Raw genomic sequence first — 16,669 nt, 5'->3', positions numbered from 1 at the left:
TTTCACTATTTTGATTGAGAACGATACCAACGCAAATATTCTTGCACGGCACGATTATGTTCTGCCAAGGTTTTACTAAACTTATGCCCACCATTTCCATCAGCGACAAAATATAAATAGTCATGCTGTTCTGGCTTAGCCACTGCCAACAAACTTTCTTCACTTACCATAGCAATCGGTGTTGGCGGTAAGCCGTCAATAACATAAGTATTATAAGGTGTTGGCGTTGATAAATCTTTTTTGCGGATATTACCTTTGTACTCCTCACCCATACCGTAAATTACCGTGGGATCCGTTTGCAATTTCATTTGTTTATTTAAGCGATTAACAAAAACACCAGCGACTTTCGCTCGTTCCGAACTGAGTGCGGTTTCTTTTTCCACAATAGAAGCTAGAATTAACATTTCGTAAGGATCTTTCAGTGGTAAATTAGCCTCTCTTTGCTGCCAAGCCTGATCTAATGCTTTTATAGTACGATCTGCCGCACGTTTTAATAAGGCTAAATCCGTGGAGTTTGGGGTATAACTATAAGTATCTGGATATAACCAGCCATCAAGATTTTTCCATTCATGAATAGCTTTTGAATAATCAGGCAAATCTAACAAAGCAAAAATCTCTTGCTCAGATTTTCCTTGTAACGTTTGCTGTAAATGCGGTGCTTTTTCTAAACTTTTACGCCAGTTTTGAAAACGTTGTCCTTCAATAAACTGAACGTTAAATTGTGCCTCTTTACCTTGATTAAGCACATCAAGTAAATCTTGAATATTTTTTACATTCGCTAAGGAATAAGTGCCAGCTTTAATTTTATTTAATTCAGGTTTTAATTTAAGTAACCAAGGTAGCCATTTACCATTTTCAAGTAAACCTTCATTTTCTAATAATGTAGCGAGTTTATTACCAGTCGTTCCTCGAGAAACAGTTAAAAGTTGTTCTTCTTTAACATTAACAGGTTGCTTTACAAATTCATTGATTTGCCAATATGCCCAAAACATACCGCCAGAAACACAACAAGCAAGCAACAATAAAATAAATAAAAATTTTTTCATAACAAATAACGGGCTTAAAAGAAGAGAAATAAGTTTATCATAGCTAAGGGAAAAGTGCGGTGAATTCTTATTGATAATTATCAACTCAAAAAATAGAAAAAAAGACCCGCACTTTTGTACGGGTCAATTGTTAAAGACATTAGTTTCTGACTATTAGAAGTGAACACGTGCACCTAAGTATAATGCATTGTCACGTTTTGCTTTTACGTTTGACACTTTGAAAGTATTGTACTCTACGAAAGTTTCAACCAATTTATGTGGTTTGTATCCCACACCGAATGCAAAGCCTTTTTCTTTAATCTCATCAAATTTTGTATAGCGATATGCTGAATATACTTTCGCCATTTCTGTAAATTGATAATTTGCGCCCACTTGGAATGCATGAACTGCTTTCACATCTGTAATTTTTGTTCTTGCGTAGTCAACACCAACGAATAAACCGTTAGCACCCACACCCAAACCTGTTTTGAAAGATTTCGCTTTCACATCTTCAGCAAGTTTTCTGTATGTATAACCTACTTCCGCTTTCACATTTACGCCATCGAAAGTATTGTCGTAGAATAAGCCAAGGATGTAAGCATTGTTGTTTACTTTAGTTTTATCTGAGTCACCAAATACATAGTCAGCACCTACAGAGAAACCGTTAAAGCTCTTAGATTGGAATTTGATAACTTTGTTGCTCTCAGTAACAAAATGGTTACTAGTTAATGCGTTGACAAGCTCTAAGCCATGTTTTGCTTCTGCATAATTATCCTTTTTGGTTTTATTATCTTGAGCTTTATTAGCTTCCATAACTTTTGTAAATTCTGCTACAAGTGCATTATATGCACTACCTTTCTGGAAGCTCGCCCAAACACCACCAAATGGATATGTTGGATCTGCAACACCGAAGTTATCTGCAGTGGTTAATTGTTTACCAAAAGTTAAAGTACCAATATCTTTATGCGCTACACCTGCATATAAACGACGAGTTGTTACGCCACCGCTACCTAATTCGCCCGCAAAACCTAATTCAGTGTAACCTAATACAGAAAGGCCTTCACCTAAATCATGAGAACCTTTAACAATGATACGAGAACCATTGTCTGATAGGTCTGCACGTTTGTCAGTTTTTTTGTTTAAATGTAAACGAATAGAGCCGCCCACTTCTACTTTAGTGCCATCTTGTTGATAAACTACAGCTGCGTTTGCTGAAGTTGCTGCTACTGCCGCTACTGCCAATGCGATAAGTGTCTTTTTCATAATGTACTTCCTTTGTTGGAGTTTTTATTTGAAAGAATAAAGATTTATTCATTTCGACCTATAAAAAATATTATAAGAAGTTTTGATACAACTCTATAACTTCTTTTCGGAGCCAATGATAATCAAGCAAAAATTTTTTGTCAAAAACAGGGAACTTTTTGAAAATACACCAATATCCTTATATAACAATAACTTAAGGTTATTATCAAGCAACATAAAAATGTTACATAGATCACATATTTGTACTTTTATTTAAACCAAATAAAATTTTAACTAATTGATTTAAAAGATATTTATTCGTCTTCATTTGGAGTTTTTAAACTTTACTTCATTATTTATTTAATATTGCCATTTTTTACTTAATTTTGTGAGATTGATCACATTTATAATTAATTTTTACAAAAAAGATGTATGTAATTTAGATCTATTTTTTGTAAAGAAATCAAATAAATACTTTCCTTAAAAATAAAAGAATATTTCTCATAATATTTTTTATAGGTCGAAATGAATAAATCTTTATTCTTTCAAATAAAAACTCCAACAAAGGAAGTACATTATGAAAAAGACACTTATCGCATTGGCAGTAGCGGCAGTAGCAGCCACTTCAGCAAACGCAGCTGTAGTTTACCAAAAAGATGGCGCTAAAATTGACATCGATGGTCGTTTACACTTTGAGTTAAGAAATGACAAGGATAACCGTACGGATTTACGTGATGTAGGTTCTCGTTTACGTGTACGCGCATATCAAGAAATTGGTGCTGGCTTTAGTGCATACGGTGGTGTTGAACTACGTTTCTCTAAAGATAATGGAAATGCAAACTCTATTGGCTCAGATTTCCGTACTCATCGTTTATATGCAGGTTTAATTCATAAAGATATTGGTACTTTAACTTTTGGTAGCCAATTACATTTAGGTGACCACATTCCTAAAGCTAACTACACTTACGATTGGGGTGGTAACGTATTCTTTGATAGTCACAAAAAAGCAGCGCACTTTATGTCAGCTAAATTCGCTGGTGTACGTTTTGCAGCAGACTACTACTTTGGTAATTCAGACAAAAACAAATCATCAAGTGCAGGCTCAGTAACTAATGCTACTGGAAATCCAACTAATGGTACTGCATGGAATGAAGGTCAAGGTTATGGCTTAGGTTTATTCTATGACGGTCAATTTGGTGATGTAGCAGTTCGCTTTGGTTCAGGTTATACAGAAGTTACTCAGTCAAATGACGGAACTAAAGCAAATGAATTTAAATTAAAACGTGCTGGTGTGGGTTTCGATGTGAAATATAACATTGTAACCCTTGGTTTAGACTGGGCTTATGGTAAAGCAAGCAAAGATCAAGAAACTGATCATATTGGATTCCAAAAAATTGCGAATGCAGGCGGTCCATTTAACCAAAACAACCGTTTCTTAGTTGGTTTGAAAGTGAATGTAACGCCACAAAACGCACTTTACTCACAATACTACTTCGGTACAGCGAAAAAAGCTAACCCAGATGCTGATAAGGTTAAAATGCGTGGTTGGATGATTGGTGCTGACCATAAATTTAACAAGTATGTTTCTGTTTACTTAGAAGGTGGTACAGGTAAAGTGAAACAAGGTGGAACAGAGTTGAAGAAAAATCACCGTGTGTTAGTTGGTGCACGTGTAATGTTCTAATCGCTTGAAACTAATGTCTTCTCTGACCCGTACAAAAGTGCGGGTCTTTTTTATCATAAATATCTCCAACAAACAGAGGAAATTTTATGATAAACACTTTTCAAAACTATCTAACTGAACGCAATTTTGCGCCCAATACGATTAAAGCCTATGTTTTTGCTATACAGCAATTTCATCAGCATTATTCAACGATTTCCCCCAAAACCCTTAGTCAATATAAGTGCTTTATGTTAGATCGTTATAAACCTCAAACCATTAATTTGAGATTAAGAGCGGTCAATTTTTATTTAGAATTTATTGGTAAGGCAAAATGGCAATTAAGTTTACTCAAAGTACAACAAAGTTATTTTCTAGACAATGTCATTAGTGAAGAAAACTATACTTACTTCAAACAAAAACTTAAAAAGGATGGCAAACAACGAGATTATTTTGTTATTCATTTCCTTGCATCAACAGGGATGCGAATAAGTGAGTTAATCCAAATTCGCCATCAACATATTGAGCAAGGTTATGCGGATCTTTGTAGTAAACGAAATAAAATTCGGCGTATTTATATCCCAACCTCGCTACAACAAGAATGTTTAAACTGGCTCAACACACGCCAAGAAAAACATGATTTTTTATTTTTAAATCGTTTTGGCAAGCCCATTAGTACGAGAGGCATTTCAGCTCAATTAAAAGCTCAGGCTAAACGCTACAAAATTCCTTCTACTTCAGTTTATCCACATTCTTTTCGCCATCGTTTTGCAAAAAGTTTTTTGACTCGTCTAAATGACATTAGTTTACTCGCAGACTTGTTGGGGCATGAAAATATCCAAACTACTCGAATTTATTTGCGAAGAACAAATGAGGAACAAAAAGCGCTTATTAATAAGATTGTGGATTGGTAAATTCAAAGCAAGATTTCGGGCAAAGCAAGTTGCTCTGCCCGAGATGAAAACTAAACTAAACCAGCTTTATGCAAGAAATTGTAGATACCGTTTTCTTCGATATGATCAGTAATGTAATCTGCTTGTTGTTTCAATAATTCATGGCCATTGCCCATAGCAACGCCAATTCCAACCGCACTTAGCATTTCTATATCATTCAATCCATCACCAAATGCCATCACATTTCCCATATCCAATCCTAAATGCTCCGCAATAATTTGAATTCCACGTGCTTTTGAGCCTTCTTTATCAAAAATATCCACTGAATTTGGATGCCAGCGTACTGCTTTGAGTCCATCTAAAATATTCGCTTGAGCAATTAATTCATCTCGACTTTCATCATAGAAGGGCAAAATTTGTAATACATCATTTTGTTCAAAATAACGAGGATCAATTTGGTAGTTCTTACTAATCGGGTTAAAGGATTCTGTAAGGATTTTGCTTGGGTTAGAAATTTTTATTTCAGTATTAGCAACTTGTGCATAATCAATGCCATGTAGGTCAAAAAACTCAACAAGTTTGTAAAGTTTATCTTTGGCGATAGCATAGCGTGCTAATGTCTGACCTTGAAACTCCACATTTTGTCCATTCGCCGTCACAAAAACATCAACCCCTAATTCATCAATCATTTGATTAACCTTTGCAGGAAAAGTACAACGTGCACGGCCAGTTGCAATACCAACTAACACACCTTTTTCACGCAAAGTTTTTAATGCCAAGTAAGTGCTTTCTGGCAAATAATCTTTTTCTTTGACAAAAAGCGTTTCGTCAATATCAAAAAATACAATTTTAATTTTCTCAAGAGAATGGTTTATCGACATAAATCTTCCTTCACAAAATAGTTTATTTAATGCTGGGAATTTTAGCATTTTTGCGATCAAGATCGATAAATTATCTCTTGTTCTTTGCGCTTTATTTTTCTAGGTAGAATATTTCTGCTTTATTTTTTATTCGAGAAACGCAAATGAATTGGTTTAATTTTAGCTGTTCTCATTGTCAAAAACCGTTAAAAATTGCACAACGTCATTTATGTCAGCAATGTGATAAGCAAATTGTACGTACTAATTATTGTGGGCGTTGTGGCACAGTTTTATCAAACAATCGGATTTTTCGGGGACAGATGTTTTGTGGTAATTGTGCTAAAAGTCCTCCAAGTTGGCAGCAAATGGTGATTATCGGGCGCTATCTTCCACCATTATCGACACTTATTCATCAATTCAAATTTCAAAATAGCTATTATTTGGACCGCACTTTAGCGCAATTAATGTTGCTGGCGATTTATGAAGCAAGGCGAGAGTTTTTATTTAGCCTGCCTGAAGTCATTATTCCCGTACCACTACATCATTTTCGCCAATGGCATAGGGGCTATAATCAAGCCCAGTTAATCGCTAAACAACTTTCACGCCAGCTTTCTATTCCTGTAGATAATAAACTTGTGATCCGCCACAAATATACGCAAACACAACGCGGATTAACGGAAAAAGCTCGGCGCGTAAATTTACGTAATGCCTTTAATATTGATATTAAACGAGCCAAACAATATGGTTCTGTTGCCTTAATTGATGATGTCATTACGACAGGATCAACCTTAAATGAAATTGCTAAGTTATTAAAACAAGCAGGCATAGAGAATATTCATGTTTGGGGACTAGCAAAAACCTAAATGAAAAACTTAGCGATATTACTGGAAAAAACGCGGTTCTAGGAGTATCATTCTTGATTATTTTACTCAAGTATTATCAGGAATATTGATTTATGCAAATTACCATTTCAGATGCTGCGCAAGCACATTTTCGCCGCCTTTTAGATCAACAAGAAGAAGGCACAAATATCCGAATTTTTGTGGTTAACCCCGGAACCCCGAATGCAGAATGTGGCGTATCTTATTGCCCTAAAAATGCAGTTGAAGCTACCGATACAGAAATCAAATACAACGAATTTTCTGCTTTTGTTGATGAGATCAGTTTACCTTTTTTAGAAGATGCAGAAATTGATTATGTTACGGAAGAACTTGGCTCTCAGTTAACTTTAAAAGCACCTAATGCAAAAATGCGTAAAGTAGCAGATGATGCACCATTAATTGAGCGTGTAGAATATGTTATCCAAACCCAAATTAACCCTCAATTAGCAGGACATGGTGGTCATATTACTTTGATTGAAATTACCCAAGATGGCAATGCGATTTTACAATTTGGCGGTGGTTGCAACGGCTGCTCAATGGTAGATGTCACGCTAAAAGACGGCATTGAAAAGCAACTCCTTGCGATGTTTGCGGATGAATTAAAAGGTGTGAAAGATGTTACTGAGCACCAACGTGGCGAACACTCTTACTACTAAAAAATTCGGGGCTTTAAATGCCCCGATTTTTTCTACTTCATCTTTTCAATACTATTTTTCTTTACTAGAAAACATTTGTAAAACATAGCCTAAAACAAATCCAGCTAAAGCAAATGGCAACCATTCCATTGAGTAGGCTTTTAGCGGTAATTGGTTAATTAATTCAACACCAGCCACAGAAGCAATTGATACTACTGTTACCAAAATAATTGGTAAGCCTTGAGCTAGGCGTGGAATTGGGAAGAAACAATTTACTAAAAGCACTGATAAAGCGGTCATTGAAATTGGGTATAAAACTAGTAATACAGGTACAGATTTACTAATTACCGCATTTAATCCCTGATTTGCTAAACCAAAGCCAATTAAAGTGAAAAGCACTGCATAAGCTTTATACGGAATACGTGGGAAAACGCTGTTAAAGTATGATGATGTTGCCACAACTAAGCCGATAGCAGTAGTCAAACAAGCTAGAGTAACAATTAATCCTAATAAACTACGCCCTAATTCTCCAAAAGATTGTAACGCCGCATTATTTAAAATAAATGTACCTAAGTTTTGACCTTTCGCCGCAACATCAGCAACAGTTTCTGCTGAAAGTGGCATTTTATAGCCAATCCAACCAATCGCAATATAGATAATTGCTAATGAAAGCGCCGCAATAAATGCTGCTGCTGTAGTTTGTTTAACAATAGAAATCTCGCCTTTTGATTTAGCTCGAATACCATTAATCACTAACACAGAGAAAGCAAACGCAGCAAGAGCATCCATTGTTTGATAGCCTTCAATAAAACCACTAAAGAATGGCGTTTCCATGGTTTTACTTTCAATGCTTTCTACACCAGCAAAGAGAGTTACTGAACGAATGACTAAAGCAATAATTGAAATCAATAATACAGGGGTTAATATTGAGCCAATACGATCCACCATTTTGGTCGGGTTTAAACTCACCCATAAAGTAATAGCGAAATAGATCATTGTAAAAATAAAGAGAGATAACGAGCTCGCCTCACCAATAAATGGAATTACTGCCATATCATAAGCAGTGGCTCCTGTACGAGGAATCGCAAAGAATGGCCCAATCGTTAAGTAAATTGCACTTAACAATAATAAGGAAATGAGTGGGTGAATATTTTCTAAGGCTTTTTTATATCCACCTTCATAGCGAGCAGCCACTATCGTTGCAATAAGTGGTAAACCAACACCAGTCAGAACGAAACCGCTAATGGATGTCCAAAAATCAATTCCGCTATCAAAGCCTAGTTTTGGTGGGAAAATCAGGTTTCCTGCGCCAAAAAAAACAGCGAACAGCATAAAACCAACAATAAGTGTGTTTTTATTCATATAGAAAATTTCCTTTGTTATAAAAAATAAATTAAATAAAACTTTTATGACACAAGGCGGAAGAACCTCATATCAACCTTATTTCTTCCAATTTTTTAACGCATCGGCAAAAGCATTGCCCATTACATTATTACCAGCAGCACGAGAATTTTTCTGTTCTCTATTCATTCCTTTTGAATTTGCTGGGCTTGTTTTGCCTGAAGTGCGGTCATTTTTAAGCGGATTTTCATCTAAACGCATGGTTAACCCAATACGTTTACGAGCCACATCCACTTCTAGCACTTTGACTTTCACAATATCACCAGTTTTCACTACATCATGAGGGTTTTCCACAAATTTGTCAGAAAGTGATGAAATATGAACTAAACCATCTTGATGTACACCAATATCAACAAATGCACCAAAATTAGTTACATTTGTAACTGTTCCCTCTAAAATCATACCTGCTTTTAAGTCGGTAATTTCTTCAACACCGTCCATAAAGACTGCAGTTTTAAATTCTCCACGAGGATCTCGTCCCGGTTTTTCTAATTCTTTGAAAATATCCAAAACCGTTGGTAAACCAAATTGCTCATCGGTAAATTGTTTTGCATCTAACTGCCGCACCGCACTTGCATTCCCCATTAAATCGTGAATGGACTGTTCTGTTGCTTGTAATATTTTTTCAACTACAGGATAAGCCTCAGGGTGAACACCTGACGCATCAAGGGGATTTTTGCCCTGTGCAATACGCATAAAACCAGCACATTGCTCGAAAGCTTTAGGTCCCAAACGAGCCACCTTTTTCAATTGGTTACGGTTTTCAAATCGCCCATTTTCATCACGATATGCCACAATATTTTGCGCTAGCGTTTTTGTCATACCAGCCACTCGAGCCAATAAAGGCGCAGAAGCAGTATTCAAATCAACCCCTACCGCATTTACACAATCTTCCACCACAGCATCTAATTTACGGGCAAGTTGGCTTTGGTTTACATCATGCTGATATTGCCCTACGCCAATTGCTTTTGGTTCAATTTTAACTAATTCTGCCAATGGATCTTGCAAACGGCGAGCAATAGAAACTGCACCACGCAAAGAAACATCTAATGCTGGAAATTCTTGTGCCGCAAGCTCTGAAGCAGAATATACCGATGCCCCTGCCTCACTTACGACTACAGTTTGTGGTTTATTGTTCTCAATTTGCTTAATGACTTCTTTTGCAAATCTTTCTGTTTCTCTTGATGCTGTTCCATTACCAATAGCAATTAATTCCACATTATGTTGCTTAATTAATTGATAAATAGCAGTCATAGCTGAAGTCATTTGTCCCGTGTGTGGATAAACTGTATCAGTTGCCAATAATTTACCTGTATTATCCACCACCGCAACTTTAACACCCGTTCTTAATCCCGGATCCAGCCCCATGGTATTTTTCGCCCCAGCTGGCGCAGCCATTAACAGTGAAGTTAAATTTTGCGCAAAAACATCTATAGCTTCATCTTCTGCTTTCTCACGCAAAGCGCTCATCAGTTCCGTTTCCAGATGCAAAGAGACTTTAATGCGCCAAGTCCAAGAAATCACTTGTTCACGCCATTTATCTGCAGGCTGTTGAGCCAAATGAACACCTAAATGTTCACGAATAATCTCTTCACAATAACTGTGGCGAACCCCTTCTTCTTGTTCAGGATCAGCATTCAAGCTTAATTGCAAGAAACCTTCATTACGCCCACGGAACATAGCTAAGGCACGATGAGAAGGCACATTGCGCAATAATTCCTGATGATCAAAATAATCTCTGAATTTTTCGCCTTCTTCCTCTTTACCTTCTAAAACTTTGGAAATTAACACCGCACTTTGCTGTAAATATTGGCGTACTTTTGCCAACAATTGTGCATCTTCGGCAAAACGTTCCATTAAAATATAACGAGCACCATCAAGCACTGATTTTGTGTCGGCAAACCCTTGTTCGTTATTAATATAATTTGCAGCCGCCTGTTCTGGTTCTTGGCTAGGATCATTCCAAAGTAAATCAGCTAAAGGCTCAATTCCAGCCTCAATGGCAATCTGTCCTTTGGTACGGCGTTTTGGCTTATAAGGTAAATAGAGATCTTCTAATTCCGTTTTACTTTGCGTTTGTTCAATTTGATTGCGTAATTCATCGGTCAATTTACCTTGCTCTTCAATAGATTTGAGAATGGTTTGGCGGCGATCTTCTAACTCACGCAAATAAATTAAACGGGTTTCAAAATGACGTAATTGGGTATCATCTAATCCACCAGTTACTTCTTTACGATAACGAGCAATAAAAGGAATAGTATTGCCATCATCTAATAATTGAATAGCTGACAAAATTTGATGTGGAAGAACGGTTAATTCTTGCGCAATAATACTTGCAATTCGCTGGTTTAACATCTTGTTTCTATTTCTATGTTCTGTTGAAAGAAAAAAATTCGCCGTAGAATACTGGGTTTAAAGCAATAGTTCAAACAATTATTGGAGAAATTGCTAAATTAACTGTAATTTTAGCCATTCTTCACATATTTATGATTGATCTTATGCTACAATTTCGCCCTCTTTTGAAGGAAGTCAATATAATGTCCAAATCTAATTACATCACTCGTTACGGCTGGAATGCTCTAGATCAAGAACTAAAGTATTTATGGAAAGACGAGCGCCCTAAAGTCACTCAAGCTGTATCTGATGCCGCTGCTTTAGGTGATCGTAGCGAAAATGCAGAATATATTTATGGCAAACGCCGTTTAAGAGAAATTGATCGTCGAGTCCGTTTTCTAATGAAACGTTTAGAAGTTTTACAAATTGTGGACTATAACCCAAAACAAGAAGGCAAAGTCTTTTTTGGCGCATGGGTTGCATTAGAAGATGAACAAGGTGAGGAAAAGCAATATCGAATTGTCGGTTGTGATGAATTTGATCCTGCTAAAAATTGGATCTCTATTGATAGTCCCGTTGCCAGAGCTTTAATTGGTAAAGAAGTCGATGAAGAGGTTAAAGTTTCAACACCTTCTGGGATACAATCCCTATACATCAATAACATTTGGTATGAAAAATAAGAGATAAAAAATGCGTTTATTTATTTTAATTCTGTTAACTTTACTGGTCACTTTTCAATATGATCTTTGGTTTGGCAAAAATGGGTATTTTGATTACCAAAATGTCAAAGCAGAAATCGCTCAACGTAAACAAGAAAATGAGAAATTATCGCAACGCAATCAAATCATTTTTTCAGAAATTAAAGATCTAAAAAATGGACTTGAAGCAATTGAAGAAAGAGCAAGAATGGAATATGAAATGATTAAGCAAAACGAAGTGTTTTATCGTATTGTTAAAGATAAGAATAGATAAATGAATAGAGAAATTATTGCCATTATACCTGCAGCGGGCATTGGTAGTCGTATGCAAGCGGATCGCCCCAAGCAATATTTAAAAATCTTGGGTAAAACTATTTTAGAACATACATTAAATATTTTTTTGAGCTACGAAAAAATTAATCAAATTATTTTGCCTGTAGCTGAAAATGATCCTTATTTATCGAGCATTGATTTACTACAAGATCCACGGATAAAAATAGTCACTGGTGGAGCAAATCGTGCAGACTCTGTATTAAATGGTTTACGTTCTATTGAAAATAAAACATCTTGGGTGTTGGTACATGATGCTGCTCGCCCTTGTTTGCGCCACGAGGATTTGGATAAATTAGTGCAAATTCAAGATGAAAATGGCGCTATTCTAGCAATTCCAGCAGTAGATACCATTAAACGTTCAAATGCAGATTTACAAATTCAACATACGGAAGATCGTAGCCAATTATGGTTGGCGCAAACACCACAATTTTTTCCTGTTGAACGCTTACAAAATGCCTTAGAGCAAGCTGAAAAACAGGGCTTTATCGTAACAGATGAGGCCTCAGCAATGGAACTCGCAGGATTTCGACCGCACTTAGTGTCAGGGCGTAGCGATAATATTAAAGTCACTCACCCAGAAGACTTAGCATTAGCGGAATTTTATTTAACCAGAAAATAAAGGTACTTATTATGGCAGCTGAAGGTGCAAACCAACTTGTTAGCGTTGTTACGCTTCTTGCCGCTGCAGTGGTTGCGGTTCCGCTATTCAAACGCTTAGGACTTGGCTCAGTATTGGGTTATTTAGCCGCAGGTTTAGTTATTGGGCCATTTGGCTTAGGGCTTTTTACCGATCCAGAAGGAATAATCCATATTGCTGAATTAGGCGTGGTCATGTTCTTGTTCATCATTGGGTTGGAGATGAAACCTTCACATATTTGGGGATTGCGTAACCATATATTTTGCTTAGGTGCATTCCAAATTACCCTTTGTACAGGAGCATTAACCTACATTGCAATTTTATATGGTTTTGATTGGAAAGTTGCTTTTGTTGCCGCCTCTGGTTTCGTTTTAACCTCAACAGCAATCGTGATGCAAGAACTCAGTGATCGTAATGATATGACCTCACCAAGAGGACAACGTATTGTTTCCATTTTGCTCTTTGAAGATTTACTCATCGTTCCATTACTTGCTTTTGTAACCTTCTTATCGCCGGATAAAGTCGCTTCAACCGAACCACTTTGGCAAAAAATCGCTATTTCTGGTGGTGCCGTTGCCGTTTTAGTGGCAGCTGGACTTTGGTTATTAAATCCATTATTTAAAATTTTAGCCAAAACGAAAATTCGTGAAGTAATGACAGCAGCCGCACTTTTAGTTGTGCTAGGTTCTGCACTACTTATGGAAGAAGGTGGATTATCTATGGCAATGGGCGCTTTTGTTGCTGGGGTGCTACTTTCTGAATCCAGTTTCCGCCACCAACTTGAAGCGGATATTGAGCCATTTAGAGGTTTGTTATTAGGCTTATTCTTCCTTGGCGTAGGTATGTCACTAAACCTTTCTGTTGTAGCTGAAAATTTATTCTTAATTATTTTTGGCGTACTGATTTTTATGTTGGTCAAAGGCTTAGCAATTTACTTAGTGGCTTTAGTGACCAAAACAGGCAATGCCAATTCTATCGACCGCGCAATTATCATGGCGCAAGGTGGCGAATTTGCCTTTGTATTATTCTCTGCTGCAGCGAGCCAAAATGTCATTTCAGAAGAAGTGCAAGCTAACATGACCGCCATTGTTGTACTTTCTATGGTTTTAACACCGCTCTTTATCATTGCACAGAAGAAATACATTATCCCTCGTTTAAAACCAACTCAACCAGAAAGAAGTGCGGATCATATTGATGAGCAACATCCGATTGTATTGATTGGTCTAGGGCGCTTTGGTCAGATTGTCCATCGCATGTTAGTCATGACAGGACATCATCCAACGATTATTGACAAAGATGCTGGCTTAATCGCAGGAATGAAAAAGCTTGGTATTAAATGTTATTACGGTGATGCAACTCGTCCTGAACTCTTACATGCTGCTGGTGTCGAAAATGCCGAATTATTGATTGTAGCCATCGATAATCGAGAACAAGCGCTACATGTGGTTGAATTGGCTCGTAAAATGAACCCTCAAGCAAAAATTATCGCCCGTGCCTACGATCGTATTCATGTTTACGATCTGTATGATGCAGGTGCCAATATCCAAATTCGTGAAACCTTTGATTCAGCCTTAAGAACGGGTAAAAAAGCCTTGTTATCCTTGGGCATGGATGAAGATATAGTGACAGAAATTGGCGAGGCATATTTTAGAAAAGATCGTCACAGTGTGAAATTGATGGCTGAGGTTTATGATCCAAAAATTTCTCGCTTTGAAAATAAAGAATTAATTCAAATCGCTTTAGATGTCGACCAAGAAATGATGGCTGAAGTGCAACAAATTATGAGTAAAGAACGTTAATTAGGAAAAAATATGATAAGAATTGGTCACGGCTTTGATGTGCACGCCTTTGGTGGTGAAGGTCCCATTATTATTGGTGGGGTGGCAATCCCTTATGAAAAAGGTTTAGTTGCACATAGTGACGGCGATGTAGCATTGCACGCATTAACCGATGCCTTGCTTGGTGCTATGGCGTTAGGCGATATAGGCAAATTATTTCCAGATACGGATATGCAATACAAAGGTGCAGATAGTCGTGGCTTGTTAAGAACAGCTTACCAAGCAGTTTTAGCTAAAGGTTATCAAGTAGGCAATGTGGATGTCACTATCATTGCCCAAGCACCTAAAATGCGTCCACATATTGACGCAATGCGTGCGGCAATTGCTGAAGATCTCAATTGCGATATGGAACAAGTGAATGTGAAAGCAACAACCACAGAAAAATTAGGTTTTACAGGGCGTGGCGAAGGGATTGCTTGCGAAGCTGTTGCATTATTAGTGAAAAAAGCATAGCCATGAATGAATTAGCTTACTTACAAACAGTGCCAAAACAGACCGCACTTTTAAAGGCACAATGGGCCGATTTTATCGTTAAAGAACATCTTGGCTATGACATGTCGGGCGATGGCGAATTCGTTGCAGTAAAAGTGCGCAAAACAGACTGCAATACCTTATTTGTTGGTGAAAAACTGGCTCAATTTGCTGGAATTTCTGCGAAGAATATGGGGTATGCAGGACTGAAAGATCGTAAAGCGATCACTGAACAGTGGTTTTGTTTACAAATGCCGGGAAAAGCAACACCTGATTTCAGCCAATTTCAACTTGATGGCGTAGAGATTCTTGAAGTGACACGCCACAATCGGAAAATTCGTACCGGCAGTTTAGAGGGAAATTATTTCGAGATTTTACTGCGTGGTGCACAAGAAGACGATGATCTCAAAGTGCGGTTAGAAAATATAAAAAAACATGGTTTTCCTAATTATTTTACAGAGCAACGCTTTGGTCGAGATGGACATAATTTAACCCAAGCGCTACGCTGGGCAAAAGGCGAAATTAACGTCAAAGATCGCAAAAAACGTAGTTTTTATCTCTCCGCTGCTCGTAGCGAAGTATTTAACTTGATTGTGTCTGCTCGTATTCAGCAAGGCTTGCATAATCAGATCTTAGCAAATGATATTTTGCAGCTAGCTGGCTCACATAGTTGGTTCAGCGCAGATCAAAATGAAGACTTAGCGCTATTGCAACAACGTTTAGCACAACAAGATCTCCAAATTACCGCCGCACTTATTGGCGAACATATGCAATTAGCTTGTGATTTAGAAAATGCAATTGTGGTAGAACATCAAGATTTATTGCATTTAATGAAACAGGAACGAATGAAACCAGCTCGCCGCCCAATATTGATACAAGCGCAGGAGTTAACTTGGTCATTTGAACCTGAAGGATTAAAACTGAAGTTTTATTTGCCAGCAGGAAGCTATGCGACCGCGCTAGTCAGAGAACTCGTCAAGATCAATGAAGAATTTTAAATATAGGAAATAATATGCATATTCTGCTTTCTAATGATGATGGCATACAAGCAGAAGGGATCAAAACCCTTGCCAAAGAATTACGCAAGTTTGCACAGGTAACTGTTGTTGCTCCAGATCGCAATCGCAGTGCTGCCTCAAGTTCATTAACTCTCATTGAGCCTTTGCGCCCAATGAAATTAGATAATGGCGATTACAGTATTAATGGAACGCCAGCAGATTGTGTACATTTAGCCTTGAATGGATTTTTATCTGGTCAAATTGATCTGGTGGTTTCAGGGATCAATGCGGGGGTCAATTTAGGCGATGATGTGATTTATTCTGGCACGGTTGCTGCGGCCTTAGAAGGTCGTCATTTAGGCTTGCCTGCTATTGCAGTTTCCTTAGATGGCAGACAACATTATGAAAGTGCGGCAAGAATTGTGGGAGAACTTATTCCTAAATTACATGGACAATTATTAAAAAGCCGTGAAATTATTAATATTAATGTGCCAGATCTTCCCTATGATCAAATAAAAGGAATTAAAGTTTGCCATCTTGGTTATCGTTCTGCTGCTGCAGATATTATTAAGCAGCAAGACCCTAGAGGCGAAGATATTTATTGGATTGGACCAATAGGGTTAGCCGAAAATGAGGCTGAAGGGACTGATTTCCATGCAGTTAAAAATGGTTATGTTTCCATTACACCAATTCAAACGGATATGACCGCTTATCATTCTATGGCAGCTTTACAACAATGGCTGAACAAGGAATAGTGAATATT

At 37.3% G+C, this 16,669-nt stretch carries 16 protein-coding genes; 11 read left to right on the top strand and 5 right to left on the bottom strand.

What is annotated here, in order from left to right:
- Positions 1–5: 5 nt before the first annotated feature.
- Both mltG and B0186_RS02210 read right to left on the bottom strand, forming a co-directional pair.
- The gene (gene mltG / locus B0186_RS02215) at positions 6–1,046 is read right to left on the bottom strand and encodes an endolytic transglycosylase MltG (RefSeq protein ID WP_078217771.1); all 1,041 of its coding nucleotides are present in this window, start codon (positions 1,044–1,046) and stop codon (positions 6–8) included.
- A gap of 153 nt (positions 1,047–1,199) precedes the next feature.
- The gene (locus tag B0186_RS02210; protein WP_078217770.1) at positions 1,200–2,288 is read right to left on the bottom strand and encodes a porin; all 1,089 of its coding nucleotides are present in this window, start codon (positions 2,286–2,288) and stop codon (positions 1,200–1,202) included.
- Positions 2,289–2,844: 556 nt separating this feature from the next.
- On the opposite strand from B0186_RS02210, the gene B0186_RS02205 reads away from it, so the two are divergent.
- Together B0186_RS02205 and B0186_RS02200 are read left to right on the top strand one after the other, a co-directional pair.
- Complete coding sequence (locus B0186_RS02205; protein ID WP_078217769.1) at positions 2,845–3,951, top strand: porin; 1,107 nt, start codon at positions 2,845–2,847, stop codon at positions 3,949–3,951.
- 86 nt (positions 3,952–4,037) lie between these two features.
- Positions 4,038–4,841 carry a tyrosine-type recombinase/integrase gene (locus B0186_RS02200; protein ID WP_078217768.1) on the top strand — a complete coding sequence of 268 codons (804 nt, stop codon included), beginning with the start codon at positions 4,038–4,040 and terminating at the stop codon, positions 4,839–4,841.
- A 50-nt stretch (positions 4,842–4,891) separates the two neighbouring features.
- On the opposite strand, the gene B0186_RS02195 is transcribed toward B0186_RS02200, so the two are convergent.
- Positions 4,892–5,701, bottom strand: a complete 810-nt coding sequence (locus tag B0186_RS02195; protein ID WP_078217767.1) for a Cof-type HAD-IIB family hydrolase — start codon at positions 5,699–5,701, stop codon at positions 4,892–4,894.
- Positions 5,702–5,844: 143 nt separating this feature from the next.
- On the opposite strand from B0186_RS02195, the gene B0186_RS02190 reads away from it, so the two are divergent.
- Positions 5,845–6,543, top strand: coding sequence for a ComF family protein (locus B0186_RS02190; RefSeq protein ID WP_078217766.1), 699 nt, complete (start codon positions 5,845–5,847; stop codon positions 6,541–6,543).
- 92 nt (positions 6,544–6,635) lie between these two features.
- Positions 6,636–7,217 (top strand): Fe-S biogenesis protein NfuA, encoded by a 582-nt coding sequence (gene nfuA, locus B0186_RS02185; RefSeq protein WP_078217765.1) that lies wholly within the window; start codon positions 6,636–6,638, stop codon positions 7,215–7,217.
- 51 nt (positions 7,218–7,268) lie between these two features.
- Here nfuA and brnQ read toward each other — a convergent pair whose 3' ends face one another.
- Together brnQ and B0186_RS02175 are read right to left on the bottom strand one after the other, a co-directional pair.
- The gene (brnQ, locus tag B0186_RS02180) at positions 7,269–8,558 is read right to left on the bottom strand and encodes a branched-chain amino acid transport system II carrier protein (RefSeq protein ID WP_078217764.1); all 1,290 of its coding nucleotides are present in this window, start codon (positions 8,556–8,558) and stop codon (positions 7,269–7,271) included.
- 78 nt (positions 8,559–8,636) lie between these two features.
- Positions 8,637–10,952, bottom strand: coding sequence for a Tex family protein (locus tag B0186_RS02175; RefSeq protein ID WP_078217763.1), 2,316 nt, complete (start codon positions 10,950–10,952; stop codon positions 8,637–8,639).
- 182 nt (positions 10,953–11,134) lie between these two features.
- On the opposite strand from B0186_RS02175, the gene greB reads away from it, so the two are divergent.
- The 7 genes from greB to surE are packed head-to-tail and all read left to right on the top strand — an operon-like array spanning position 11,135 to position 16,661.
- Positions 11,135–11,611, top strand: coding sequence for a transcription elongation factor GreB (gene greB / locus B0186_RS02170; RefSeq protein WP_078217762.1), 477 nt, complete (start codon positions 11,135–11,137; stop codon positions 11,609–11,611).
- A gap of 10 nt (positions 11,612–11,621) precedes the next feature.
- Positions 11,622–11,903: a cell division protein FtsB gene (gene ftsB / locus B0186_RS02165; RefSeq protein ID WP_078217761.1), complete on the top strand. Its 282-nt coding sequence runs from the start codon at positions 11,622–11,624 to the stop codon at positions 11,901–11,903.
- Positions 11,904–12,581, top strand: a complete 678-nt coding sequence (gene ispD / locus B0186_RS02160; protein WP_078217760.1) for a 2-C-methyl-D-erythritol 4-phosphate cytidylyltransferase — start codon at positions 11,904–11,906, stop codon at positions 12,579–12,581.
- An 11-nt stretch (positions 12,582–12,592) separates the two neighbouring features.
- Positions 12,593–14,398 (top strand): monovalent cation:proton antiporter-2 (CPA2) family protein, encoded by a 1,806-nt coding sequence (locus B0186_RS02155; protein ID WP_078217759.1) that lies wholly within the window; start codon positions 12,593–12,595, stop codon positions 14,396–14,398.
- A gap of 12 nt (positions 14,399–14,410) precedes the next feature.
- On the top strand, positions 14,411–14,890 hold the full coding sequence (gene ispF / locus B0186_RS02150) for a 2-C-methyl-D-erythritol 2,4-cyclodiphosphate synthase (protein WP_078217758.1): 480 nt from the start codon (positions 14,411–14,413) through the stop codon (positions 14,888–14,890).
- Between the two features lie 2 nt (positions 14,891–14,892).
- Entirely contained in the window at positions 14,893–15,906 is a 1,014-nt protein-coding gene (gene truD, locus B0186_RS02145) for a tRNA pseudouridine(13) synthase TruD (protein WP_078217757.1), read from the top strand.
- A 14-nt stretch (positions 15,907–15,920) separates the two neighbouring features.
- Entirely contained in the window at positions 15,921–16,661 is a 741-nt protein-coding gene (gene surE, locus B0186_RS02140) for a 5'/3'-nucleotidase SurE (RefSeq protein ID WP_078217756.1), read from the top strand.
- Positions 16,662–16,669 lie beyond the last annotated feature (8 nt).

It is taken from the genome of Canicola haemoglobinophilus (genome assembly GCF_002015075.1).
Taxonomy (GTDB): Bacteria; Pseudomonadota; Gammaproteobacteria; order Enterobacterales; family Pasteurellaceae; genus Canicola; species Canicola haemoglobinophilus.
The sequence above is the reverse complement of the archived record's forward strand: the minus strand, read 5'-3'. Positions and strand labels throughout refer to the sequence as shown.